21 protein-coding genes are annotated in these 25708 nt (G+C 66.0%); 11 read left to right on the top strand and 10 right to left on the bottom strand.

From position 1 onward, the window contains the following. Positions 1-241: 241 nt before the first annotated feature. Both RU09_RS02760 and RU09_RS02755 read right to left on the bottom strand, forming a co-directional pair. The gene (locus RU09_RS02760; RefSeq protein WP_042537244.1) at positions 242-994 is read right to left on the bottom strand and encodes an SDR family NAD(P)-dependent oxidoreductase; all 753 of its coding nucleotides are present in this window, start codon (positions 992-994) and stop codon (positions 242-244) included. A gap of 117 nt (positions 995-1111) precedes the next feature. Beyond that, entirely contained in the window at positions 1112-2137 is a 1026-nt protein-coding gene (locus tag RU09_RS02755; protein WP_052492838.1) for a LacI family DNA-binding transcriptional regulator, read from the bottom strand. A 196-nt stretch (positions 2138-2333) separates the two neighbouring features. On the opposite strand from RU09_RS02755, the gene RU09_RS02750 reads away from it, so the two are divergent. From RU09_RS02750 to RU09_RS02715, 8 genes are all read left to right on the top strand, one after another. Further along, the gene (locus RU09_RS02750) at positions 2334-3716 is read left to right on the top strand and encodes an extracellular solute-binding protein (protein WP_052492837.1); all 1383 of its coding nucleotides are present in this window, start codon (positions 2334-2336) and stop codon (positions 3714-3716) included. Next, the gene (locus RU09_RS02745) at positions 3716-4654 is read left to right on the top strand and encodes a carbohydrate ABC transporter permease (RefSeq protein WP_197065944.1); all 939 of its coding nucleotides are present in this window, start codon (positions 3716-3718) and stop codon (positions 4652-4654) included. Before RU09_RS02750 ends, RU09_RS02745 begins: the two co-directional genes overlap by 1 nt. 8 nt (positions 4655-4662) lie before the next feature. After that, positions 4663-5496 carry a carbohydrate ABC transporter permease gene (locus tag RU09_RS02740; RefSeq protein ID WP_042537239.1) on the top strand — a complete coding sequence of 278 codons (834 nt, stop codon included), beginning with the start codon at positions 4663-4665 and terminating at the stop codon, positions 5494-5496. A gap of 37 nt (positions 5497-5533) precedes the next feature. After that, a complete protein-coding gene (locus tag RU09_RS02735) occupies positions 5534-7057 on the top strand; it encodes a glycoside hydrolase family 32 protein (protein WP_042537237.1) in 1524 nt (507 codons plus the stop codon). Between the two features lie 132 nt (positions 7058-7189). Next, positions 7190-7402, top strand: coding sequence for a heavy-metal-associated domain-containing protein (locus tag RU09_RS02730; protein ID WP_042537288.1), 213 nt, complete (start codon positions 7190-7192; stop codon positions 7400-7402). Then, entirely contained in the window at positions 7399-8361 is a 963-nt protein-coding gene (locus RU09_RS02725) for a hypothetical protein (protein WP_042537235.1), read from the top strand. The genes RU09_RS02730 and RU09_RS02725 overlap by 4 nt, the downstream gene beginning before the upstream one ends. Positions 8362-8430: 69 nt before the next feature. Continuing rightward, positions 8431-10698 carry a heavy metal translocating P-type ATPase gene (locus RU09_RS02720; RefSeq protein ID WP_042537233.1) on the top strand — a complete coding sequence of 756 codons (2268 nt, stop codon included), beginning with the start codon at positions 8431-8433 and terminating at the stop codon, positions 10696-10698. Between the two features lie 70 nt (positions 10699-10768). Next, a complete protein-coding gene (locus RU09_RS02715; RefSeq protein WP_042537286.1) occupies positions 10769-12889 on the top strand; it encodes a heavy metal translocating P-type ATPase in 2121 nt (706 codons plus the stop codon). Between the two features lie 85 nt (positions 12890-12974). On the opposite strand, the gene RU09_RS02710 is transcribed toward RU09_RS02715, so the two are convergent. The 4 genes from RU09_RS02710 to RU09_RS18010 all read right to left on the bottom strand — a co-directional run bounded on the left by RU09_RS02710 (position 12975) and on the right by RU09_RS18010 (position 16559). Next, complete coding sequence (locus tag RU09_RS02710) at positions 12975-14021, bottom strand: NAD(P)-dependent alcohol dehydrogenase (RefSeq protein WP_042537230.1); 1047 nt, start codon at positions 14019-14021, stop codon at positions 12975-12977. A gap of 263 nt (positions 14022-14284) precedes the next feature. Next, a complete protein-coding gene (locus RU09_RS02705) occupies positions 14285-15088 on the bottom strand; it encodes a hypothetical protein (protein WP_042537228.1) in 804 nt (267 codons plus the stop codon). A 74-nt stretch (positions 15089-15162) separates the two neighbouring features. Beyond that, positions 15163-15882 (bottom strand): RES domain-containing protein, encoded by a 720-nt coding sequence (locus RU09_RS18195; protein WP_082041016.1) that lies wholly within the window; start codon positions 15880-15882, stop codon positions 15163-15165. Continuing rightward, on the bottom strand, positions 15798-16559 hold the full coding sequence (locus tag RU09_RS18010; RefSeq protein WP_051662429.1) for a hypothetical protein: 762 nt from the start codon (positions 16557-16559) through the stop codon (positions 15798-15800). The genes RU09_RS18195 and RU09_RS18010 overlap by 85 nt, the downstream gene beginning before the upstream one ends. A 315-nt stretch (positions 16560-16874) precedes the next feature. Here RU09_RS18010 and RU09_RS02690 point away from each other — a divergent pair, with 315 nt between their 5' ends. The 3 genes from RU09_RS02690 (at position 16875) to RU09_RS02680 (ending at position 22310) form a co-directional block, all read left to right on the top strand. Continuing rightward, a complete protein-coding gene (locus tag RU09_RS02690) occupies positions 16875-20576 on the top strand; it encodes a hypothetical protein (protein ID WP_029264064.1) in 3702 nt (1233 codons plus the stop codon). Between the two features lie 463 nt (positions 20577-21039). Next, a complete protein-coding gene (locus RU09_RS02685; RefSeq protein ID WP_029264065.1) occupies positions 21040-21357 on the top strand; it encodes an ArsR/SmtB family transcription factor in 318 nt (105 codons plus the stop codon). 68 nt (positions 21358-21425) lie between these two features. Further along, complete coding sequence (locus tag RU09_RS02680) at positions 21426-22310, top strand: arsenate-mycothiol transferase ArsC (protein WP_231481736.1); 885 nt, start codon at positions 21426-21428, stop codon at positions 22308-22310. On the opposite strand, the gene RU09_RS02675 is transcribed toward RU09_RS02680, so the two are convergent. The 4 genes from RU09_RS02675 to pstC form a co-directional block, all read right to left on the bottom strand. Then, a complete protein-coding gene (locus RU09_RS02675; RefSeq protein ID WP_029264067.1) occupies positions 22292-22978 on the bottom strand; it encodes a winged helix-turn-helix domain-containing protein in 687 nt (228 codons plus the stop codon). The genes RU09_RS02680 and RU09_RS02675 overlap by 19 nt on opposite strands. Continuing rightward, on the bottom strand, positions 22975-23745 hold the full coding sequence (pstB, locus tag RU09_RS02670; RefSeq protein WP_081859936.1) for a phosphate ABC transporter ATP-binding protein PstB: 771 nt from the start codon (positions 23743-23745) through the stop codon (positions 22975-22977). The genes RU09_RS02675 and pstB overlap by 4 nt, the downstream gene beginning before the upstream one ends. Positions 23746-23857: 112 nt before the next feature. Continuing rightward, entirely contained in the window at positions 23858-24772 is a 915-nt protein-coding gene (gene pstA, locus RU09_RS02665) for a phosphate ABC transporter permease PstA (protein WP_029264069.1), read from the bottom strand. Continuing rightward, a partial coding sequence (pstC, locus tag RU09_RS02660; protein WP_042537222.1) for a phosphate ABC transporter permease subunit PstC occupies positions 24772-25708 on the bottom strand: 937 nt, incomplete at its 5' end. The genes pstC and pstA, both read right to left, overlap by 1 nt.

Genomic DNA, 25708 nt, shown 5'->3' with positions numbered 1-25708 from the left:
CACGGATGCAGGGCGGGATCGCCGATCTCGTCCTGCATCCGTGCTGTCGTCCTGCAGACGGACCGGGGTGCCTGGGCTGCGGCGCCGGAGGTGGGGCCGGATGCCGGCGGATGCGGGACCTGACCGGTGTCGGATGCAGGACCGAGGCACGGATGCAGGATCATGCGGATGGTTGAGTCCTGCATCCGTGCTTTCGTCCTGCAGATGTGCCGCACTGCGAGACCCGCGCGGCCATTGAACCTCAGAGGGCGGTGTAGCCGCCGTCGACGAGGTGGTAGCTGCCGGTGATGAAGCTGGCGGCGTCGCTGGCGAGGAAGGCGATGAGGTTCGCGACCTCGTCGGCCTGACCGAGACGGCCGATCGGGTGCTTGCTGACGAGGAAGTTCTTCGCAGCGGCATCCATGCTCGCGAGCAGCGGGGTGTCGATGAACCCGGGGCCGACCGAGTTCACGCGCACGCCCTGGGCGGAGTACTCGAGGGCGGCCGACTTGGTCATGCCGACGACCGCGTGCTTGGCGGCGACGTAGGCGGGCGAGTTCGCGAAACCGACGCTGCCGAGGATCGAGGCGATGTTCACGACGGAGCCGCCGCCGTTCGCGAGGATCGAGGGGATCTGCGCCTTCATATTGCGGAAGACGGCGTTGAGGTTGATCGAGATGACCTTGTCCCACGCGGCGTCGTCGTATTCGGCGGTGGGGGCGGATGCTCCGCCGATGCCGGCGTTGTTGACGCCGATGCGCAGCGGAGCGAGCGTGTTCGCGAGCTCGACCGAGCTGGCGATCCAGGCGGTGTCGGTCGCATCTCCGACCGATGCCTCGGCGATGCCGCCGGCGGCGCGGATCTCGTCGACGACCGCGTTCGCGTGCTCCGCGTTCAAGTCGTTCACGACGACGGATGCGCCGTTCTGAGCGAGCAGGAGAGCGGTCGAGCGTCCGATTCCGCTGCCTGCTCCCGTCACGATCGCCGAGCGGTTCGAGACGTCGTACTGAGCCACGAGTGACTCCTCTTCCGGACGGTCGCGGTGCCGGGAGATCTTCTCGGACGGTCCGTCCTTCTCTCCAGCCTACGCCCGCAGAAGGGGGATGGATGCGCGTGAATGGATTTTTCTCGGTCAGCCCAGAGAGCGGATCGAGGCGCGCTCGACGACCGGCATCGGGATCAGCACCGCGTCGAGCGGGCGCTCGCCGAGCAGCATCTCGACCGCGGTGCGCCCCATCACGTCGTAGGGGAGTCGCGCGGTCGTGAGTCCCGGTCGCTGGAAGCCGGCGAGCTCCTCGTCGTCGAAGGAGGCGACGGAGATGTCGTCGGGAACTCGAAGCCCTCGCTCGGCGATCGCCTGATACGTGCCGAAGGCCACTCCGTCGTTGCCGGCCAGGATCGCCGTGAGGTCGGGGTGCGCGTCGAGCATCTGCAGCGTGCGCGAGTATCCGATGTCGGGGTTCCACTCGGGGACGTCCATGATGAACGGATCGACGCCGGCCTCGGCGAAGGCGGCGCGGATGCCGTCGAATCTCGGGCCGATGGTCACCGAGTGCCGGGGAGACGACACCGCACGCGGGTTGTTGCCGATCACGCCGACCCGGCGGTGGCCGGCATCCGTGAGCAGGCGCGCCATCGCATGGCCGGCGGTCCGCTCGTCGGGGAGTACGGAGGGGTGCCCCGTCGTCGACGTGCCGTTGACGATCACGACCGGCACGTCGGCGGGGGTCTCGGGCACCTCGATCATGCGGGCGCCGAGGAGCCCGATCAGGATGCCGTCGACCCGGCGGTCGATCATCGCCTGGATCTCGTCGGAGATGGTCGCGTCATCACCCTCCGTCTCGGCGATCAGAACGGTGTGGCCGTGCTCCTTCGCCGCGGACAGCAGGCCGCGGATCATCTCGGAGGCATAGCGGGTCACGGTGATCTGATCCGAGATGAATCCCAGAGTCTTCGTCTTGCCGAGGCGCAGACTCTGGGCGGCGGGATTCGGCCGATAGCCGAGTTCCTCCGCTGCTGCCCGCACCCGGCGTGCCGCGTCGGCGGAGAGACGTGAACCCGGTCGGTCGTTCAGGATCATGCTCACGGCGGTCTTGGACATGCCCGAGAGCGCGGCGACGTCGGCGAGCGTCGGCCTGCGATCGACGTTCTTCGGCACCGGGTTCCTCCTGTCGTGACATCCCCAGCTTAGGCAGTGCATGCGGCACCCCGGAACCACGCTGGTTGAATTGATTTAGCAAAATCATTGCGGCCCCGGATCGACGATGCTAACCTCGGCGATGCTGAATCAATTTAGCTTCGCGGGCGGGACTCGATTCCCTCGCTCTGAAGTCATTCACTCAGGAGAGAACATCGTGGTTGATCTCACTCGCAGGGCTCTGCTCGGCGCGATCGGTCTGGGCATCGTGGGCACCGTCGTCTCGTGGCCGAGACTCACCGGAGCCGACATCCCCGGCCGCGGCACAGACACTCTGACCGTCGCCCTCTTCGGCACTGCGCAGGACGCCGTGGCGCGTCAGGCGCTGGTCGACGGCTTCCAGCGCAAGCACCCCGGCATCACCGTGCGCATCGTGGCCATTCAAGGACAGGACTGGAGCGAGTACTTCGCGAAGATCCTCACGATGATCGCCGCGGGCACGCCGCCCGACGTCGTCACGGTCGCGACCGAGGGGGCGCAGCTCTTCGCATCGCGCCTCGCGCATCCTCTCGACGAGTATGTGCGCCGCGACGCGTCGGAGATGCAGGAGTACTTCGACGACGTGAACCCGACCCTCATCGAGGCGTTCATGTACCAGGGCAGCCTGTTCCAGATGCCCGACAACTTCAATGCGGCGAACGTCTTCTACAGCACGACGGCGATGGATCGCGCGGGGCTGGAACGCCCCGCCGACAACTGGACGCTGGAGGATTTCCTCGGCACCGCCCGTGCGATGAAGAAGAGCGCTTCGGGGCAGTTCCTGCCGTACTTCTGGAACAACCGGTTGTGGGGCGGCGTCGTCCCCTGGCTGTACGTCAACAACACCAGCTTCCTGCACGAGGAGAAGGCGAGCGGCGGCGACTGGCTGTGGGACCGCTTCTACCCCGGCCAGCCGGCCCGCAGCGGCGGCTACGTGTGGAAGCAGGCCGACGCCCTCAACGAGCACGCGATCGAGAGCTTCTCGGTGCTCGAGCGCATGGTCTCGGAGGGGCTCGCCGCGAACCCCGCACAGGGTGGCGGAAACGAGCTGGTCTCCCTGTTCTCCACCGGCTCGGTCGGGATGACCCCCGCGGGAGGCTTCTGGGTCAGCGGCCTCGAAGAGGCGGGCGTCGCGAACGACGCCTACGACGTGACCTACTTCCCGAGGATGGCGGGGCAACGGCACCAGTTCGGGGCGGGCGGCTACGCGATCATGGAGACCTCGCCCCGCAAGGACGAGGCATGGGAGTGGCTCAAGTACTGCGTCTCGGTCGAGGGCATGACGATCGCCCACCCGAAGCCCGACTCGTCACTCCCTCGTCGCTCCCTCAACGCCGAGCTCTATGGCGCGGGGGTGGGGCCTGCGCACTGGGAGGTCTTCTACGACACTCTCGACAAGTTCCCCGACACCGGTCCGATGCCGGCGCCTCCGCAGCAGGCCGCTGTCGAGTCCGCTCTGCTCAAGAACGTGGTGTCGACCATCACGAACGGCCCATCCGGCGTCCGCCGAGGGCTCGAGACCATGCAGCGAGATCTCGAGCTCGCGCTGGGGGGAAACTGATGTCCGAGAACACCACCCGCACTCTCACCGTGCCGCCGGGATCCCGGCGCGAGACCGGCACGGTCGCCCGCTCGGGACGATCGATCATCTGGGTCTTCCTGGCGCCCACCCTCATCGGGCTCGGGCTGTTCAACTTCGTCCCGATCATCGGATCGTTCGTCCTGGCCTTCTTCCGCTGGGACATCATCTCCGACCCGGTCTTCGTCGGGTTCGACAACTTCGTCGATCTGGCGGCCAACCCGACGGTGAGCGTGTCGTTCCTGAACACCATCGGCTTCGTCGTCGTCGCCGTCATCCTGCAGCTCGGGGTCGCACTGGTGCTCGCGGTGCTCGTCCAGTCGAAGATGCCGAACTGGCTGCGCACCTTCTTCCGGTCGGCGCTGTTCTTCCCGCTGATCCTGTCGGCGGCCTCCGTCTCGCTGATCATGGCGTACCTGTTCAACCAGGAGTTCGGCCTGGTGAATCAGACGTTGAATCTGATCGGCATCGCGGATGTCGGGTGGTTGACGACCGGACTCGGCGCGAAGGTCGTGGTGCTCCTGGTCTACGTGTGGCAGAACTTCGGGTTCACGTTCCTGCTCTTCATCGGCGGGCTCGCCGCGATCCCGAGTGAGGTCTATGAGGCGTCCGCCCTCGACGGTGCGGCGGGATGGACCCAGTTCCGCATGATCACGCTGCCCCTGGTGAGCCCGACGCTGCTCGTGGCATCCGTCATGGCGATCATCAACGCCCTGCAGATCTTCGACCAGCCGTGGGTGCTGACCCGCGGTGGCCCCGGTGACGAGACCCGCACGGCCGTGATGGTGATCTACGAGTCCGCGTTCCGACAGCTCGATTTCGGTGGAGCGTCGGCCATCGGCATCGTGCTGACCCTTCTGATCATGCTCGTCACGGCCATCCAGTTCCGGCTGAGCCGCCGATTCGTCTTCTACGGGTGAGGCCCATCATGACAACGACAGTGGTTACGAAGCGCTCCTGGCTCTACACGCTCGGCACGGGCGGCAAGTTCGCCCTGCTCGGACTCGCGGCACTGCTGACCCTCGGGCCCGTCGTCTGGACCCTGATCACGGCGCTGTCGCCGACCGACAGCGTGACCCAAGAGGTCAACGTGGGTTTCGGAGCCTTCGCCGACGTCTTCACCAAGATCCCGATCTGGCTCTACGCGTGGAACAGCGCCCTGGTGGTGCTGCTGGTCGCCGCCGGCCAGATGCTCTCCGCCGCGATGGCCGGCTACGTCTTCGCGAAGTTCGAGTTCCGTCACAAGAAGCTGATGTTCGCGCTGATCCTCGCGACGATGATGGTTCCGCTGCAGGTGACGATCGTCCCCGTGTTCATGCTGGTGAGGGGCATGGGGCTCGCCGACACCCTCCTCGCTCTCATCGTGCCTGCGCTTCCCACCGCTTTCGGCACATTCCTGATGCGGCAGTACTTCATGGGCATCCCGACCGAGCTGGGTGAGGCCGCCCAGCTCGACGGGGCCGGGCCCTGGCGCACGTTCGTCGGCGTCTATCTCCCGCTGGCCACCCCCGGGCTCGCGATCGTCGGCATCCTCGCCTTCAACTATCACTGGAACGAGTTCTTCCGACCTCTCATCATGACCATCAGCGATCAGAACTTCACGCTGCCACTCGGCCTGGTGACGCTGCAGGGCAACCTCGGCACCGGCAGCGTCTCGACGGTGCTCGCCGGTGTGATCCTCTCGATGATCCCCGCACTCCTGGTGTTCTTCTTCGGGCAGAAGCCTCTGCGCGAAGGACTCACGGCGGGCGTCGGCAAATGACGCACGCCCCCCATCAAGTAGAAAGACGACTGCCCCGGTGACCCCCACTGACCTTCCCCCGGTCCGCACCCTGAGCCCGCGACTGCACTTCGCTCCGCGCAACAACTGGATGAACGATCCGAACGGTCTCGTCTTCCACGACGGTCTGTACCACCTGTACTTCCAGTACAACCCGCAGGGCAGCGAGCACGCCCATCTCAGCTGGGGCCACGCGACGAGCACCGATCTCGCGCGATGGACCGAGCACGAGCCGGCGATCCTCTGGGACGACACGGAGCAGATCTACTCCGGCTCCGTCGTGGTCGATCACGGCAACACCTCAGGGTTCGGCACGGCCGAGGAGCCTCCGCTGGTGGCGCTCTACACGGCGGCCGCGGACGGGCACCAGGCGCAGGCTCTCGCGTACAGCACCGACGGCGGATACGTCTGGACGAAGTATCGGGGCAACCCGGTGCTCGACCGGGGCACGAGCGACTTCCGCGATCCGAAGGTGTTCCGCTACGACGACGGGGGCGACGGCTACTGGGTCATGGTCGCGGTCGAGGCGGAGGACCGCCAGGTGCTGTTCCACCGCTCCGACGACCTCAAGACGTGGACCTACCTGTCGTCCTACGGTCCGGCCGGCCCCGTCGGCGGGGTCTGGGAGTGCCCGGACATGTTCAGGCTGGCGATCGACGGCGATGAGGACGATGCGCGGTGGGTGCTGCTCATCAGCCTCAACCCGGGAGGCATCGCCGGCGGCTCGGGGACCCACTACGTCGTGGGCGAGTTCGACGGCACGACCTTCCGGCCGACTGCGCCCCTTCCGACCCCCGCGCCCGAACTCCTGGTCGACCGCAGCCAGTCGCGTGACGAGCTCGAGGCGTTCGGCTGGATCGACTTCGGCCCCGACTGCTACGCCGGCGTCACGTTCGACGGCCTCGCCGCGCACGAGCGGACGCTGATCGCCTGGATGGACAACTGGCGGTACGCCGGCAGCATCCCGCACGATGACTCATCCGAGTACCGCAGCGCGATGACTCTTCCCCGCAGGCTCTCGCTCACCCGCGACGGCAGCGGCGCGGTGCGTCTGCGGCAGGCGCCGGCGATCGAGGTCGGGGCCGACGAGATCATCGAGCTCGGCTCGCTGACGGGTCGTGTCGCTGTGGGCGCGGGGCCGGCGGGTGCGGGGCTGGGGGATGCGGTGCGGATCCGTGTCACGGCGACCTTCGGAGATGCCGACAGCGTCGAACTCCGCATCGGGGCCGGGGATGCCGGCGAGGTCGTCATCCGGCAGAGCCACGCGAGCGGGCGCATCGACGTCGTTCGCCCCGACGTGGTTCCGCCTGCGGGGGTGGGCGGGTCGATGTCGATGCCCGTCGCGCGTGCGGGTGATGTCGCCTGGGAGATCTGGATCGACGCGCTGAACGACCGGGTGGCATCGCTCGAGCTGTTCGCGGAGGACGGCGATCGGGTGCTCACCGCGTTGATCCCCGCCTCCTCTCATCGCACCTGTTCGCTGGCGGCCGTGGGGGGAGCGCTGCGCGAGGTGCGCGTCGCCGTCGCAGAGGAGGCGTGCTGAGGTAGCGGCACCGGCCTCGCGCGCGACAGCTGCGGTCGCGCGAAGTCATCGACCCATCGCGGAATACCCCGAGAGGGTATACGCTTGTTCTTAATACCCCCCATGGGTACTAGAACGAGGGATGGAGACATGATGACGAAGAACGAGTTCCAGGTGACGGGCATGACCTGCGGGCACTGCGAGATGTCGGTGCGCGAAGAGGTCTCCGAGATCCCCGGCGTCGAAGACGTCCAGGTGAGCGCCCAGACCGGAAAGCTCGTCGTCACCGGCTCGGCGTCGGTCGACGATGCGCAGGTCCTGGCCGCCGTCGCAGAGGCAGGCTATTCGGCGGTGCGGACGGCATGAACGCCGGCGCACGGCTCGGCCTCTTCGGGGCGGGCCTCGTGGTGGCGTTCGGCGCGGCCTTCGGGCTCGCCGGCGTCATCGTTCCCGCGAGCGCGGTCAGCGACTGGACGAAGGGTGCGGAAGTGGACGATCACAGCGGTCACGCCGAGAGTGCTGTCGGCGCGGATGACGCGGCGGGTGCCGCTGCAGACGACCTGAAGGGCCTGTCGCTCGGTCTCGACGGATATGTGCTGTCGCCGATCGAGGCGCCGGCATCCCCGGGCGAACCCGGTGCACTGGCATTCCGGATCGAAGACGCCGCCGGCGTCCCCGTCACGGACTACGCGACGGCGCACGACAAGGATCTGCACCTGATCGTGGTGCGCTCAGACGGGAGCCGGTTCCGACACGTCCATCCGGTGCTCGACGAGGCCACGGGAACGTGGTCGCTTCCCTGGGAGTGGACAGAGGCCGGAACCTACCGCGTCTTCGCGGACTTCACCCCGGCCCAGGCGGATGCTGCGTCGCTCACTCTCACGCGCACTGTGCAGGTGGCGGGTGAGTTCGCACCCGTCGCGCCGCAGCCGACCCGCGTCGCGGAGGTCGATGGCTTCACGGTCTCGCTCGACGGCGACCTCGAAGCAGGAGCGGCGAGCGATCTCACGGTGACGGTCGCACAGGACGGTCGCCCGGTCACCGCCCTGGAGCCGTATCTCGGCGCGTTCGGCCACCTCGTGGCGCTGCGCGACGGCGACCTCGCGTACCTGCACGTGCACGCCGCGGGTGATGAGCCCGAAGCGGGCGAGACGTCGGGGCCCGAGATCGCGTTCGCCGCAGAGGCCCCGACCGTGGGGCGGTACCTGCTGTACCTGGACTTCCAGGTGGACGGCACGGTGCACACGGCCGAGTTCGTGCTCGATGCCGCTCAGGCACAGGGCGTGACCGAATCCGAGGGCGATTCGCACGACGACGGGCACTGACCGTCAGCCGTCGCCCCTGCCGCAGCTGATCGCTGCGGCCCACAGATGGAAGCCAGAGAAGGAACGAACATGAGCACGTCAGCACCTGCGAACGCAGGGACCGGAGTCGAACTGGAGATAGGCGGCATGACCTGCGCCTCCTGCGCGATGCGGATCGAGAAGAAGCTGAACAAGCTCGATGGTGTCGTGGCGACCGTCAACTACGCGACCGAGAAGGCGAAGGTCACCGTGCCGGACGGGTACGATCCGGCGGCGCTGATCGCAGAGGTCGAGAAGACGGGGTACTCGGCGTCGATCCCCGCACCGAAGGGCTCGAAGAATGATGCCGCCTTCGCCGGTGAGGGCACCGTAGACCCTGAGCTGCGTTCGCTGCGCAACCGCCTGATCGGTGCGATCGTGCTGACGGTGCCGGTGATCGCGATGGCCATGATCCCGGCGCTGCAGTTCACGTACTGGCAGTGGGCCTCGCTCGCACTCGCGGCCCCGGTGATCCTCTGGGCGGCGTGGCCGTTCCACCGGGCCGCATGGATGAACCTCAGGCACGGCACCGCGACGATGGACACGCTCATCTCCCTGGGCACATCGGCCGCATTCCTGTGGTCGCTCTACGCGCTGTTCTTCGGCACGGCCGGCACCCCCGGCATGACCCACCCGTTCGAGTTCGCACTGGCCCCCTCCGACGGGGCGGCGAACATCTACCTCGAGGTCGGTGCCGGGGTGACGATGTTCATCCTCGCCGGGCGCTACTTCGAGAAGCGGTCGAAGAAGCAGGCCGGCGCAGCCCTGCGCGCGCTGCTCGAGCTCGGCGCGAAGGACGTCGCGGTGCTGCGCGGTGGTGCGGAGACGAAGATCCCGGTCGAGGATCTGCAGGTGGGAGACCAGTTCGTCGTGCGGCCGGGAGAGAAGATCGCGACCGACGGTGTCGTGGTCTCGGGCACGTCTGCCGTCGATGCATCGATGCTCACGGGTGAAGCGGTGCCGGTCGAGGTCGCAGAGGGCGACGTCGTCACCGGTGCCACGACCAACGTCGGCGGCCGGCTCGTGGTGCGCGCCACCCGGATCGGCTCCGACACGCAACTCGCGCAGATGGCCCAGCTCGTCGAAGACGCTCAAACCGGGAAGGCGGAGGTCCAGCGTCTCGCCGACCGGATCTCGGGCGTCTTCGTGCCGATCGTGATCGTGATCGCCGTCGTCGCGCTGGGCGGCTGGCTCGGCGCGGGGTTCCCCGTGGCCGCGGCATTCACCGCGGCGGTGGCCGTGCTCGTGATCGCGTGCCCGTGCGCGCTGGGCCTGGCGACACCCACCGCGCTGCTGGTCGGCACCGGGCGGGGTGCGCAGTTGGGCGTGCTCATCAAGGGTCCGGAGGTGCTGGAGTCCACCCGCACGGTCGACACCGTCGTGCTCGACAAGACGGGCACGGTCACCAGCGGCAAGATGACGCTCGTCGACGTGGTCGTCGAGCCCGGCACCGAACGCGCGGAACTCCTGCGGCTGGCCGGCGCTCTGGAGGATGCCTCGGAGCACCCGATCGCCCAGGCGATCGCCAAGGGCGCGACGCACGAGGTCGGAGCGCTGCCGACGCCCGAGGACTTCACGAACATCGAAGGCAAGGGAGTGCAGGGGATCGTCGACGGTCACGCCGTGCTCGTCGGCCGGGACTCGCTCCTCGCCGAGTGGTCGCAGACGCTGAGCCGCGAGCTGGCGTCGACGAAGGCCCGCGCCGAGAGCGAAGGCAAGACCGTCGTCGCGGTGGGCTGGGACGGGCAGGCGCGCGGCATCCTGGTCGTGGCCGACACGGTGAAGCCGAGCAGCGCCGAAGCGATCGCCCAGTTCACGGCGATCGGGCTGACCCCCATCCTCCTCACCGGCGACAACGACGCGGTCGCCAGGCGCATCGCGGCAGAGGTCGGGATCGACGAGGTCATCGCCGAAGTCCTGCCGAAGGACAAGGTCGACGTCGTCACGCGACTGCAGCGCGAGGGAAAGGTCGTCGCGATGATCGGTGACGGCGTCAACGACGCCCCCGCACTCGCGCAGGCCGACCTCGGCATCGCGATGGGCACCGGGGCGGACGTCGCGATCGAGGCATCCGACATCACCCTGGTGCGCGGAGACCTGCGCAGCGCGGTCGACGCGATCCGACTGTCGCGAAAGACCCTCGGAACCATCAAGACCAACCTGTTCTGGGCCTTCGCCTACAACGTCGCGGCCATCCCGGTCGCGGCGCTCGGAATGCTCAACCCCATGCTGGCCGGCGCAGCGATGGCACTGTCGAGCGTCTTCGTCGTCGGCAACAGCCTGCGCCTGCGGGGGTTCCGGAGTGTCATCCCGCGGTGACCCGGGCGATGTCGCGCACCTCGAAGAGAGACACTGAGATCCACACCCGACACGGGAGACAGCACTCATGATGAGCACGCACCACGCCGAGGGAAGCGCCGGCGACCAGCACGTCACTCACGATCACCACGCTCAGGACGCAGACGGAGGTCACGAGGGCCACGGCGGGCACGAGGGGCACGCCGGGCACGAGCGACACGGTGGTCATGCCGGACACGGCGACCACGTCGGCCAGTTCCGGCGCCTGTTCTGGATCAACCTCATCATCGCGGTGCCGGTGGTGGCGTTCTCGCCGATGTTCGCGATGATCTTCGGCTACGACGTCGCCGACGGGGCGCGGTTCGTCTCTCCCGCGCTCGGCACCGTCATGTACGCGTGGGGCGGATGGCCGTTCCTCTCGGGTGCGATCGGCGAACTCAGGGCGCGCACGCCGGGGATGATGCTGCTGATCGCCCTCGCGATCACCGTCGCGTTCTTCGCCTCGTGGGGCGCGACCCTCGGAATCCTCCACCACGAGCTCGAGTTCTGGTGGGAGGTCGCCCTCCTCATCGTCATCATGCTGCTCGGCCACTGGATCGAGATGAGATCCCTCGCGCAGACGACCTCTGCGCTCGACTCCCTCGCCGCGCTGCTGCCCGACGAGGCCGAACGGGTCGAGGGTGACGCGATCGTCATGGTCGCACCCGCCGATCTCGTCGTCGGCGATGTCGTCGTCGTGCGCCCCGGAGCGAGCGTTCCGGCCGACGGTCGTGTCATCGACGGGGCAGCCGCGATGGATGAGTCGATGGTCACGGGCGAGTCCCGCCCCGTCACTCGCACGAAGGGAGACACGGTGACCGCGGGCACTGTCGCGACCGACTCCGGCCTGCGGGTCGAGATCACCGCCACCGGCGACGACACCGCACTCGCCGGCATCCAGCGCCTGGTGGTCGACGCGCAGAACTCGTCGTCCCGGGCGCAGCGCATCGCCGACCGCGCAGCCGCACTGCTCTTCTGGTTCGCCCTGGTCTCGGCGGCTCTCACCGCGCTGGTGTGGACTCTCGTCGGAGATCCGGATGCCGCCGTCGTGCGCAGCATCACCGTGCTCGTCATCGCCTGCCCGCATGCGCTCGGCCTCGCGATCCCGCTGGTCGTCTCGATCGCCACGGAGCGCGCTGCCCGGGGTGGTGTGCTCGTCAAGGACCGCTTGGCGCTCGAGAGCATGCGCACCGTCGACGCCGTGCTGTTCGACAAGACGGGCACGCTGACAAAGGGCGCACCGACCGTCACCGCCGTCGAAACGATCGGTGGCATCGACGCCGACCGCCTGCTCGCGCTCGCCGCATCCGCAGAGGCCGACAGCGAGCATCCGCTGGCTCGCGCCATCGTGCGCGCGGCCGAAGACAGAGGCCTGACGGTGTCGAAGGCCTCGGGCTTCTCGTCATCTCCCGCGGTGGGAGTGACCGCCACCGTCGATGACAGCGAGATCCGCGTGGGCGGGCCGAAGCTCCTCGACGAGGTCGGAGGCCGAGAGATCGCCGCCGCCGACGCATGGCGAGGCGAGGGTGCCATCATCCTGCACGTGATCGTCGACGGGCGGGTGGCCGGAGGAGTGAAGCTCGCCGACGAGGTGCGCCCGGAGTCTCGTGACGCTGTCGACGCCCTGCACCGCCTCGGTGTCGAAGTGGTCATGATCACCGGTGACGCCCAGGCCGTGGCCGAATCCGTGGCGACCGAGCTCGGCATCGACCGGGTGTTCGCCGGTGTGCGCCCCGAAGACAAGTCCGCGAAGGTCAAGGAGCTGCAGGCCGAGGGCAAGAAGGTCGCGATGGTCGGCGACGGCGTAAACGATGCCCCCGCTCTCGCTCAGGCCGACGTCGGCATCGCGATCGGTGCCGGCACCGACGTGGCCATCGCCTCGGCCGGCGTGATCCTCGCGAGCTCCGACCCCCGGTCGGTGGTCTCCGTGATCGAGCTCTCCCGTGCCGCCTACCGCAAGATGACGCAGAACCTCTGGTGGGCGGCCGGGTACAACCTGCTCTCGGTGCCGCTCGCCGCCGGCATCCTGGCGCCCGTCGGATTCGTCCTCCCCATGTCGGTCGGAGCCGTGCTGATGTCGCTGTCGACGATCGTCGTCGCTCTCAATGCGCAGCTGCTGCGTCGCATCGATCTGTCTCCCGAGGCGAGCGTCCGGGCCGTTCTGGGGCGGTGAGCAACTGATCGCAGAGACCTGAGCCGTCATAGCAGCGGCCGCTCCGACTACGAGTCGGAGCGGCCGCCATCTGCGCAGCCGCCGTCTACGGGACGATGACTGCGCGACCGCGGATGCTGTTCGCGGCGAGATCCTCGTAGGCCTTCGGGCCGTCGTCGAGCGAGTAGGTCTCGGTCTGCACGTGGATCTTGCCCGCGCGGGCGAGGTCGAGGACCTCGATCAGCTCGGAGCGGGAGCCCCAGTACGGGATGCGCACGGCCGCGTCGTAGGCGATCGAGCCGAAGCCGAGGCTCATGGTCCCGCCGCCGATGCCGACGATCGTGACGTCGGAGTCCAGCGCCGCCACGCTCTGCGCGAGCGCCATCGTCGGGTTGGCGCCGACGAAGTCGAACACGGCGTTCGCGCCCAGGCCGCCGGTGATCTCGCGGATCTTGTCGGCGGCGGAGGCATCGCTGATCAGCACGTGATCGGCGCCGACCTCTGTGGCGAGCGCCAGCTTGGTGTCGTTCACGTCGAGGGCGATGACCGTGGCACCCGAGATCGCCTTCAGGATCTGGATACCGACGTGGCCGAGGCCGCCGGTGCCGATGACCACCGCGAAGGTGCCTGCACCGAGCTTCGGGAGTGAGCGCTTGATCGCGTGGTACGGGGTGAGGCCGGCATCCGTCAGCGAGACGTTCTGCACGGGGTCGAGGTCGCCGAGCGGCACGAGGTGGCGGGCGTCGTCGACGATCATGTACTCGGCCATCGAGCCCTGGCTGCCGAGACCGGGAGGGCGGATGCCCTCAGCGGCGGCGTTCGTGCAGTAGTTCTCCATTCCCTGCGAGCAGTTGTGGCAGCGTCCGCAGCCCCACGGTCCGTAGACCGCGACGGCGTCTCCGACCTTCAGCGTCGAGTCGACGCCCTCACCGATCTCGTGCACGATCCCGGCGCCTTCATGACCGAGCGTCAGCGGCAGCGGGTAGCTCTGCTCGAGGTAGTCCTTCTCGGGGAGGCCCATGACGTAGTCGTCGGAGTGGCAGACGCCGCCAGCGGTGACCTTGAGCAGGACCTGACCCGGCCCCGGCTTCGGAATCGGGATGTCGACGACGACGGGCGGCTTGCCGATCTCGACGTAACGGAGAGCTTTCATAGTGTCTTCCTTCCAGCAGATCGAGTGGTCTGCCGCGCGGTGCGGAAGGCGGGAGCGCTCGAACCTGCCACTTCAATTATCGAACTGTCAGAATCGCGATGAAATCGGACTAAGTCCGATGTAAAGCGCTAAGTTCACTGCCTCGCGACGGGGCTGATCCGATCATACGGATCGGGTCAGACATTTCGCCTCAGAGAGTTCTGAATCCCCATGGCACGCATCTCGGCGACCCAGCGTTCCCCGATCGGCGAAGCAGGACAACGCTAGCGTCGAAGCTCGTAACCCTGTTCGTTTAGTAGGTTGATTGCGATCTCGAGCAGCTTCCCAATGAACTTGATGAGGTCTGCAATCAGCTCCTCGTCTGGTTCGTACAGAGCCCCGCCCATCTGAGGCGTAGATGGGGGCGTCTCGATCGCGTGGCGCAGAGTGGTGATGAACTGCCCGTGCGCGTGGGCCGAGGTTATCGCCCAATAGTTGAAGGTCTGCAATGTGGGGCCTGGAACGCGATTCGCTATCTTCCTTGTGATCGAGGAGGGATCGATCAATGGTGCGCTGAGAACGTCCTCCGGATCGTATCCGAGGTTGCTCGCCGTGGTCCTGAGAAAACGTCCGAGTGCTGCTATTCCCTGTTCGGTCTTGTCATCCGGCGTTCGCGCTTTGCGCAGAGCGTTGGTCAGCTTCAGCCCGTGCTTGTACTCGATCCGAGCAATCTCAAGTGCCCTGCGGGCTCTAGAAGGGGAATCGGTGCCGTCCAGAATCCAGATGACCTCCACGAGCCCCTCCAAGACAGGACGGAACAACGTGTAGTCAGCCTGCATATGAAGGAGCAACACGTCCTTCTCGGGGCTAGCGGCAAGCTCCGCCCAGGCGGATACGTGGTCTGCAACGGTGAGGACGAGCCCGGAGACTATGGCATGAGGGATGACGATGTTTCCGGAGAGGGCTTGATCTTCCTCCGCCATCGACCCCTTTCGAACGGTGGGCACTCCACTCTTGATCGCCGCCGCGAAGTCCCGGAATCCTTCGACAGCACCGCCGAGAGTCTGCAAGGTGGAACGCTGTGTCATGGTACTGAGCGTACGGGTGGATCGAGCGTCATCTGATGATGCGAGCAATCGCAGATTGCTGTCCTGGGGTGGTTCTACTTCTTGACGCGGTAGCCGAGTCTTTTCACGGCTTTCGCGAGGTACACGTTCGCACTGGAGGCGTCCAGTCGGGTGTGCACCAACGGCAGCTGCGGGAACGAGTCCTCGGCGGGCGAGAACAGCGTCACCATCGGGCCGAAGTCGATCGATGACACGTGGTAGAGCCCGTCGATGCTCGACCCAAGTTGGTCATGGATCGCATTCGCCCAGTTCCGTGTGTATCGCTTCGGCCCCATCTGGATCGAAGAGGTCGTGCCGTTGATCACGGGCCAGTTGCTGGTGAGATCCAGTAGCCGAAGCTCACGCGTCGGCCGCCAAGCCGCGAGGGTGTTTCCACGAACGCGCCGATTGATTAGTCGGCCCTTCTGAAACACCTCGCCGAGAGCTGTTGTAGATCCGGCAGCTGCGTACATCACGCCATAATCGGCATGGTGCTGATGCGGCTCGGGATGCGGGTCAAAGCGCATGGTTCTGATCGGCCCGAAGTGCCGTAGCTCATCCCACGCCTGTGGGTGAGCACCTCTTGTAGCGAAGACCCGCCAGAGGATCCCATCGAATGATCTCAGGTGCTCACTCGCGTCGAGTGTGAGCGGCGCCGGGGGTGTTGCGGGGACTTTCGCGTTCGACGGGCTCACGTGATGTCGGCGTCTTCGAGGATGTCCACTACGGGTGCAGGATCCTTCGCGGCAGCCAGCCACTCGATCGGCGTCATCCATTCCTGGGGGTCGACAGACTCATCGCTCGACCGCAAGTCGTCTTGAGGTGTTGTCATGAAGCCTTCGACGTCGGCCGGATCCCAGTCGGACGGGATCGCTCGGACGAGCAGCGGGAGGTGGGGGATCGTCGAGACCCTATCGCCGGGAATGAACTGCCATCGAGGGTAGAGGCGGATCCTTCCGGCCCGGAAGCCGTACAAGGTGTTCTTGCTCTGGCGGTGACGCACACTGGAGGCATCGATGCCGAGGAGCGCTGCGACCTCGGATGCGGTGTAGGTGTTGGTTAGGGCGCGCACGTGAGTCTCGCGCTCGAGCTTGGCGAGCCCACCGCTGGTGACGAATGCGGCTGCCTCGGCGAGCTCCTCCGGAGTGAAATCGCCGGACTCGATCAGGAAGTTGGCTTCCTGCTCTGTGAGGCCCAGCTCGGTCGATTGACGGTCGGCCATGGCATCGGCGAGCTCGTCGATGAGTGCGTTGAACACGGATACGTCGACGTTTGACGTCTTCGCCACCTGCGCAAGGCGCTCGACACCGGCTTGTACGTCGGTCTTTGCGGGGGCCTTGGTCGCCACGACGAGCTTCGGGTTTCCGTTGAGGAATCGACCTGTCACTGTGCCGCGGTTCACAGTCGCCTCGCGAGCGGAGGCGGCACGAGTGCGACTTTTCTTCACGGCCATCTTGCCTCCTCGTGTCGTCATCTGGTTAGCACGTACACGCAATATCTTACGCGCGCTTTTGCGTGTATGCACCCCCGCGAGGTGACGAGGTGAGAGCGGTCAAGAGCTCCCTGGCCCGGGAGCAGCGGCGTTGAAGGAGACCTGTCGTCCGCGCGTTCGAGGCGGCACCCCAACTCTTCGCCACCTTCCTCCCCGGCGCAACGCTTTCAACGCTCAGTAATCAGTGCGGATGTCGTTGGCTTACGCTTGAATGCTTGCGTGGGAAAGAGCAAGAAAACTCGGAGAAGCAAGCGGTCTCGATCTCAACTGCGGGCGGTGAGCGCCGCGCGACGGGAGCCCGACGCACTCGAACTGGCCTTTTCAGCGTACGATCCGGACGAGCTCTGGACGCTGATTTTCGCCGCCGCCACGTCCCCCGGCAACAGGCATCGGTCGGTGACATTGGGGAGCAGCTTCGCGGCTGCGCTACGAGCCTCCGCCGCTCCGGCGCCAGACGAATACCAGCCGCTGCCTGCGATCCAAGCACTGTCCGATCTAGCGGCTACCACCTATGGGATCGGCCCGGCGCGTGAAGATTTCATCCCCACCGACCCGACCCAAACTGTCTTCCTCGCGGTCGGCTCTGAGCCGCTGCGCGCGGTGCCCGGCCTCACCGAACGGCCGGTCGCCGACCTCACGCGTGCGCTCAGAATGGCGGAAGCGGTAGACGGTCGGCTTCACAGACGATTTCAATTCGGCATCGCAAACGTGGTGAACGTGGCGATGAAGTACGGCGACTTCTGCGCCCGCCACCTTGCAGACGCATGGGTACCAGCCCCGGATCTCGCGCTCAACGACGAGGTCTCCCTACCGGACGCGGAGTACGAAGCGACGCGGGCCTTCCTCAACCTGAACCCGCTCGACCACATCGAACTCGGTGAAGCTGATGAAAGGGCGTTGGAATGGATGACGAACTCCGCAAGTCGGGCCACGTTCGACGCGGAGAGTCTCTCCAGCCCGTTCGGGAGGTACCTTCGCTTTGCTCACTCGGCGGGTGCACACCGATGGGTGCCGCCACTTTTCATCCCAGAGATCATGGCCCATGCCGTACGAGAACTGGTGTCTGCGCTCGACCGGGACGGGCAAGCACGACGGGCCCTCCGGAGTTCTTGCCTGAACCAGATCCGCCGGTCCCTATGGCGCTTCTCCAACAGCTTGATCGAAGCTCCTCCCCGCAGTGAAGGCGTCGAGTCCCCGCTTCGCGGGATTGACGTTCAGTGGCTGGTGCCGGTGAACCCATCCACATTCATCGCCGTCTCAGTCATCTACGTCCCCGACCTGGGAGCCGCGCCGCCGCCATACATCGGCTCAGTGGAGCTGGCGAAACAGGTGAGGTCGCAATCAGGCCCTGTGCCGGTGCGGATGGCGGGCGGGCGACAAGGAACCATCAGGCCGGGCGCGGAGGTCATCCCGCTGACGGTGTTCGCTGCACCCGGCCACATCGCTGTGCCCCAGGCGGTCGGCGAAGCAAAGCTCGCGCTCGAAGACCTGACCTGGATCGCGGAAACGGCTACGTCCGACGATGATCTCTACGCATTCGCGCGGGATCTGAGCGCTCCCGATTTCCCTGAGAGTTTCGGGTGGGAGGCGATCAACTACTGGGAGCCATGGACAGCGAATGGCAAGTCGTTTTTCAAGGGTGGCGTGGTACCCAATGCCGTCTACTTTGAAGCGCACGCGGGCGAGGCCGAGTGGGATCGAGCGGTAGAGCTATCCGATCTCGAAGTGGCGCTCCTCAGGGTTGGGCTTCCCCCGATTCGAGACCTCCGAGCGGCAGAAGTCGCTCCGGGGCCCGTCGCAAACGTCGCGATGATTGCAGGTGACCCCACGTACGACGCCACCCGCGGTGTCAACATCGCGCCGAGTGTTGACGGGTGGTCCCTCGCTCTCACCGAACCTCCCGTTGCCGTGGCACGAGCGAGCCTGGAGGAAGCATCTGCCGACCGCCGACGGTTCTTCTTCGACTTCTGCGGCGGGCTAATCTACGGCTTCGCTGCGCTTGGTGATCGATGGCGTTTCGCGCACCAGGAGATCGATGTGCCCGGATACGTCCTTTACCTCCACGCATCGGAAACGGTCTCGGGTGAACCGTCCGGCGTGGTCACGCCGTATCTCGACCCGCACGCGCGTGCCGTCGATGAACCAGTCAACTTTTTGTGGCGCATCGATGTCGAGGGATTCGCAGATTCGGCGAATGGAGATCCGCACGCGGCGAATCTCCTAACAGCGGATGCAGTGTTCGATCTGCTCCGCGCGGGAGGCATGGATATCGAAACCGCAGCGGCGCTCCGCGACCAGTGGCGCACAGCGAGACCCTTTCTCATCTTGGAGATGAAGCAGGCCCGGACCACTCTCAATCACCTGCCTGATCCGTGGCGTTTACGACCCTCTGATGAGAGCCGCATGGTTGCGGCTTTGGGACGACGACTCCACGATGCCGGCGTTCAACCGGGAGAGTACCGGGCGGACGACGCGAATCGGCTCATCCGCGAGCATCTTGCGCCCCTTGCTCTCGAGACCCTGACTGAAGGAATCAAGAGACACGATGTGAGCGAGGTGGTGTTGACGGGGATGGAGCAGCTGGCGAGGGTGATGGACAGCGGTATTCATCAGCAAGACGATCTATCCCGAGTCGCGGCGAATCTCGCGACCGAATGGGATCCGCTCACCCGCACGGCCGAGCTCTCGGCGGAGACACTTCAGCTTCGTCAGTGTAACGAGATCGTGGTGGAGGCTGCCTTGCGCATCCTGGACAATCCGGCGGCGGTGAAGCCGATCACTCCTCAGGCGTGGAGCGGTCTTCTTGCCGCCGCAGATGCGTACCTCACCGCGACCACGCTGAGTGAGCGGATGTATCACCAAGTCGTGCCTGCAGTCATCAACCTCGGCCCGATGTACGAGCTGGCCGTTGACGACGATTCGCATCCCGACGCATCGGCGTGGGGCCTGCGAAACGACGAACTGACCCGTGCAGCTGCGAGCGTTCGGTTGCACGGCACTCAAGACGACGACTCGCTGCAGCAGGCGAACGAAGAAGACGACGTCGAAGATGCGTTCCAGCAGGCATGGGGAGCGACGTCGCAGGACATGCTCGCCGCACTCGCCACCCTCGCAAAGTGGGAAACGTTCGAGCCAGGCAGGACGACCGCGCACGTCACCGTGGCCGAGGCAACAGCATGGGTCTGTGACGCGCTGGGCCCGGACGCGGATGAGTCGCAGAGAACGCGTGTCGAAGTCGCTGTCGGGATGCTTACGAGCACGGCCGTCCAGATGCAAGCCGTGGAGTGGAAACCCTGGCAAACGCGCACACGGCGTCACCGGCTCCTCGTGCAACCGCTGGTGCAAGACTCGGACGGACGACTCATTATCAGCCCGCAGTACTTACTGACGTCCTTCCAGGTCTACTACCGCCACCTCCTCCAAGGAGTTCTTCCCTGGGCGGGAGACGTTCCCCAGCCTGTCAGCAACGCGCTTGCGGATCGCCGTGCGCGCCGCAATATTCGGTTCGAAAGATTCCTTCAAGACCGGCTAGAGGAACTCGGCTACACCACGGTCGCCCGCGTGAAACCCAACGACCACGCGCGACTCGGCGTGCCGATTCTCACGACCGAAGTTGACCTCGTGTGCGGACGCCCTGGCGATAGCACCATCTGGTTAATCGAGGCGAAGGATCCTGCGTCGGTGCACGGATTCGCTGAGACGGCACGCCAACTGCGCACCTTCTTCCGGGACCAGGTAGGAGACCGCGGGACCAAGCCCTGCTACGCCACGCAGCTAGCCCGCAAGGAGAGCGAACTAGCGCCCCACGTCGCGAGCATTGCGACGCGCCTCGGACTCGGGGACCCGCCTGAAGGCGAGCAGTTTCGCCTGAACACGCTCTTCGTAACCCGAAATCTCACTCCGGCAAACTACGTCGACGAGCGGTATCGGGTTGAGACGGCGACGGAGTTTCTCGCAGCTCGAGGCCAAACGCCGTAGGTGACATGCGAGAGCGGCGGCGCGCATCGCGGGCCCCCGCCTTCGCCAGCTCGATCACAAACGGCCTGATGGCCTCAACTCACCGAACTTGGACCGATTCACGCCGATGCGGCGATCCTCGCACGTGCACTAGCTCGGGCCCCCAGCCCGGCGGCGGAGGTCCTACTCCTTGTGGAGCAGCCAGACACCTGGTGCTGTCTGGCGAGGACGTTCCCTCGGAGTCTCGGTCGACATGCTGATCGCTCTCGACCGAAACGCAGCTCGTCCCGCCCTCGCAGTTGCCGCGAAGAGCTTGTCTCACAGCATCCCGGCAAGCGCGGCCGTCAGCATAGAGCTCCTCCGTTTGCACGCCGCATCGAAGCTTCGCGGCGACATATTTGCGAAGTAGTCACGTCCCAGTCCGCACGTTTCGATCACCGGCACGTCTGAGGGGCTCGCAAGGTTCGGCAACTAGAATCCTGGCATGACCGCTCAGCCCGCACCGAAGCCTCATGTCGGAGCTGCGCTCAATCGTGGTGCTGCCGAAGAGCTGGCGCGGACGTTGAGGGCGGTCGCTGATCCGACGCGGTTGCAGATCTTGAGCATCATTCTGGGATCGGCTGACGAGCGGGCGACCGTGGGCCAACTAGCGGAGGCGTTGGGGTTGCGTCAGCCGACAGTGACCCATCACGTCCGCATTCTGTTGGACGACGGGTTCCTGGCACGCGAACAGGACGGCAAGCTCGGCTGGCTCTCCGTGCACCCGACGCGCCGTAGCGCCGTCGAGGACTTCCTCCGATGAATGAGGGGTCGCCGCACCGAGTGGGGAGCCCCCTCGGGGAGCAGGCTGCCCGGGAACGGGCCGGTCAAGTGTCAGTCCTCGGCAACCCCGATACGCTCCGCGTTCTCAGTGCCCTTGCCTCCGGGATCAAAGCCCCGGAGATCGCGGCTGTCCTGAACGCCGATCTATCGGTCGTCGAGCAGGCAATCCACTCGCTGGAGCTCGTTGATCTCATCCGTAGCGACGGCGATGTCTGGGTGCCGACAGCCGATGCCTGGGTCCGTTTTGGGAGATTGCTGTCGAGTGAGTCGATTGAGCCGACAACACCCGAGGCTTCCGTCACGGCTCTCCCGCGAGCTGTGTCCACCATCGTTGACGACCTCTCGTACCGATTCAGCTCGACGTTCAGCCGCGAGACAGTGGCGGGTTATGTCGCCCAGAGTTACCTCCTCCTGAGCCAGCGGACGCGAGTGCGCGAGCACCTGTTGACCATGACCGCCCGGTACGCCGCCGACCGCCTGGATGCGCTCGCAACCAGTCAGGGCCTGGTTCTGCGTGATACTCCTGAGGTCCTGTTTGTGTGCGTGCAGAATGCGGGGAGGTCGCAGATGGCTGGAGCCCTACTCCGCCATCTGTCTGGCGGCCGGGTGCACGTGCGCACGGCTGGATCCTCACCGGCGGAGGGCGCGCACCCTCGTGTTGCCGCGGCACTGGAGGAAGTGGGCGTGGAGCTCTGGGGCGAGTTCCCGAAACCGCTGACCGACGAAGTGGTGCGTGCCGCCGACTACGTCATCACGATGGGGTGTGGGGATGCGTGCCCCGTCTTCCCTGGGCGCCGTTACATGGAGTGGGATCTACCAGATCCGTTGGAACTCGATGAAGACGGTCTCCGTGGCGTTAGAGACGACATTCGCGCCCGGGTGCTTCAGCTCCTGGTCGAGCTCAAAGTGGAGCCTCAGGACGCGAGTCGGTAGCCGGCCACTCGCACCGTCTCGATAAGGGCTTGTGCGGGGGCGAAAGTCGCCAGCCGGGCGCGCAGCTTCGTCATGGCGACGCGAACAGAAGCGTGCGGATCCTCGAGGTCGGAGCCGAACGCAAGCGCGAGTGTATCGATGCTCACACTCTCGGGATACGCGCGCACGATCTGATGCAGGAGTTCGAATTCGCGCGGGGGAAGCAACAGTGCATGCTTCTGCCAGCGGAGGCTGCGGTGCGTGATGTCGAGGGTCAGCTCCCCGAATCGGAGGGTGCGGTCAAGCGGGCCTGTCCGTGGGTGGAGGCGCGCCAATTCACGCAATCGGTCGGGGGTGATGGGGAGGCGGATGGTGCCACGCATTCCTGCTCGCATCGCAGCTTCGATCATCGACGTCTCCGTGTCTTCGCTCACCCCGAAGAAGATCGGTCCTCCGCACACCGGTTCGGCGATCTGCACGATGGCCGCGAGCCGGTCGACCGACTCCCCGCCGGCGAGGACGAGCGACGCCTCGTAATCGTGGGCCAAGTCTGCCAGCGCATCGACGATCTCAGCGTGCACCGTTATCGGGACGCCTGCATGTCTGAACTCGGCGAAGCTCCCACGAAGGATCTCCGAACTGCGCCCGTGCAGAACGAACCGCGGGTCACCACCAGACAGGGAGGTCATCCGAATCGTCCGCTGATGTAGTCCTCCGTGCGCTGGTCCTGCGGCTGCTCGAAGATGTTCTTGGTGAGGTCGTATTCCACCAGGACTCCTGTGCGGTCTCCGGTGGTCTCGTCGGCCAGGGCGGTGAAGAATGCCGTGCGGTCGGCGACTCGTGCAGCCTGCTGCATGTTGTGGGTGACGATGATGATTGTGTAGTCCTGGCGCAGCTCGTGCATGAGGTCTTCGATCCGCGAGGTGGCGATGGGATCGAGGGCCGAGCACGGCTCATCCATCAGGATCACGTCGGGCTGCACCGCGATGGTGCGCGCGATGCATAGGCGCTGCTGCTGGCCGCCGGAGAGTCCGAACGCGGACTGCTTTAGCTTGTCTTTCACCTCGCCCCAGAGTGCTGAGCGTGTGAGTGCCTCCTCGACGAGGTCGTCCATGTTGTCGACCTTCATCCCTGTGACGCGAGGGCCGTAGGCGATGTTGTCGTAGATCGACTTCGGGAACGGGTTCGGCTTTTGGAAGACCATCCCGACGCGTCGTCGGACCTCGATGGGGTCGACGCCCTTCGCGTAGATGTCTTCCTCTTGGAAGATGACGTTTCCTTCGACGCGGGCACCGTCGACGAGGTCGTTCATGCGGTTCAGGGAGCGCAGGAGCGTGGATTTGCCGCATCCGGAGGGGCCGATGAGCGCGGTGATCTCGTTGCGTCCGAACTCGAGGTTGACGCCTGTGACGGCCCGGAAGTCGCCGTAGTACACGTTGACGTCTTCGCAGCGGATGAGTCCGCTGGGGGTTTCGGCAACCCGCCGTGAGTCTGCGGTCTGGAAGTGGGTGTGGGCCGCCGTCGGCGCCGCTGCGCTCGTCGAGGTGCTCGTGGAGGTGCTCATGGGTTTACCACCGTTTCTGGAACTTGTTGCGGATGAAGATGGCGAGGGCGTTCATCAGGATGAGGACGGCGAGCAGGAGGAGGCTCGTGGCGCCGGCGAGCTCGTGGAATCCCTCCTGCGGGCGCCCGGTCCAGTTGAAGATCTGGATGGGGAGCGTGGTGTATCCGCTGAGCAGCCCGTTCGGATCGAACGTGATGTAGACGAGCGCTCCGAGGACGAGCAATGGAGCTGCTTCGCCGAGAGCTCGGGACAGCGCGAGGATCGAGCCGGTCGCGATGCCTGGGACCGACGCGGGAAGCACCTGCCTCCACGTCGTCTGCCATTGGGTGGCTCCCAGCGCCAGCGAGCCGTCGCGGATCTCCCGGGGTACGGCGCGCAACGCCTCCCTGGTGGCGATGATGATGACCGGGAGGATGAGCAGCGTCAGCGCGAATGCTCCACCGATGACGATGTTCTTGTTGGTGACTCCGAGCATCGACAAGAAGGCGAGAGCGAGGAGACCGTAGACGATTGAGGGGACAGCAGCGAGGTTTTGGACGTTGAGCTCGACGAACCGGTTGAACCAGCGCTTCCGGTCGGCGAACTCCTCGAGGTGCACGGCGGCGGCGATTCCCAGGGGGAGGGTCATCACAGCGGTGGCCCCAATCGCCCAGACCGATCCGAGGATGGCTGGACGAGCTCCGGCTTCCTCCGGGTCAGCGGAGGGGAAGTTCGTCACCAGGTTCCAGGTGAGCTTGTTCTGTCCAGTGATGAAGATCGTGATCAGCAGAGTGACGAGCACAGCGAATGCGACGAAGAGCGACAGCCAAAGAAGTACGAGGAAGATGAGCGCGGTGGGACGCAGTTCGCCGTTTCGCCCGGTATTCAGCGGCCGGGTCGCGTTGAGCACACGGGACTCGGGAATCGTGGGCGCGGACATCAGTAGGCCTCCCGGAATCGGCGGACGAATCGGATGCTGATGAAGTTGATGAGCAGTGTGATGAGGAACAACAGCAGTCCGACAGCGAAGAGGGTGTTGTACTCGAGGCTTCCGACGCGGGAGTCGCCGAGAGCGGCGTTCGCGATGAAGCCGGTCATCGTCTGCCCCTGCTCCAGCGGATTGCTCACGAGCTGTGCCTGACTGCCCGCAGCGATTGCGACGATCATCGTTTCTCCGACGGCCCGGGAGATTCCGAGAACGACGGCGGCGACGATGCCAGACAGCGCGGCCGGAAAGACCACGCGAAGAGTGGTCTGCATGCGGTTGGCGCCGAGAGCGGCACTTCCCTGACGGAGCGCGCTGGGGACAGCAGACATCGCGTCCTCGGCGATGGATGCGATGGTCGGGATGATCATGACTCCCATCACGAGGCCGGCAGCGAGGACGCTGAACGCCCCTGTGGGGAGCTGCAGCCAGTCGCGGAGGACGGTGCCCTGCACGAACTGGAGGGCGAAGAACCCGTAGACCACGGTCGGGATACCCGCGAGGATCTCCAGCAGGGGCTTGAGCACCTTGCGCACTCGCGGTTTCGCGTACTCGGCGAGGAGGATCGCCGCACCGAGGCCGAAAGGAACGGCGACGAGGAGCGCGATGACCGTGGTCCACAGGGTTGCCGTGACCAGGGGGAGGACGCCGAAGGAGGCGTCCGCGAATCGAGGGGCCCAGCGCGTGCCGAAGAGGAACTCGAACGGTGAGACCTCCGCGAAGAAGCTCAGGGACGGGACCAGGAGCGCGATGACGATGCCCACGGTGGTGATGACCGTGATGGCTGCGGCAAGGCGCAGACCGAGTTTGATGAGGAACTCACCGGGCCGGCGGCGGCCTGCGAAAGACGAGGAGGGGGCGGGGGCCCGGCCGGTAGCCGGGCCCCCGGGC

Source organism: Microbacterium sp. MEJ108Y, from assembly GCF_000834175.1.
In the GTDB taxonomy this organism is placed as follows: domain Bacteria; phylum Actinomycetota; class Actinomycetes; order Actinomycetales; family Microbacteriaceae; genus Microbacterium; species Microbacterium forte.
The sequence above is the reverse complement of the archived record's forward strand: the minus strand, read 5'-3'. Positions and strand labels throughout refer to the sequence as shown.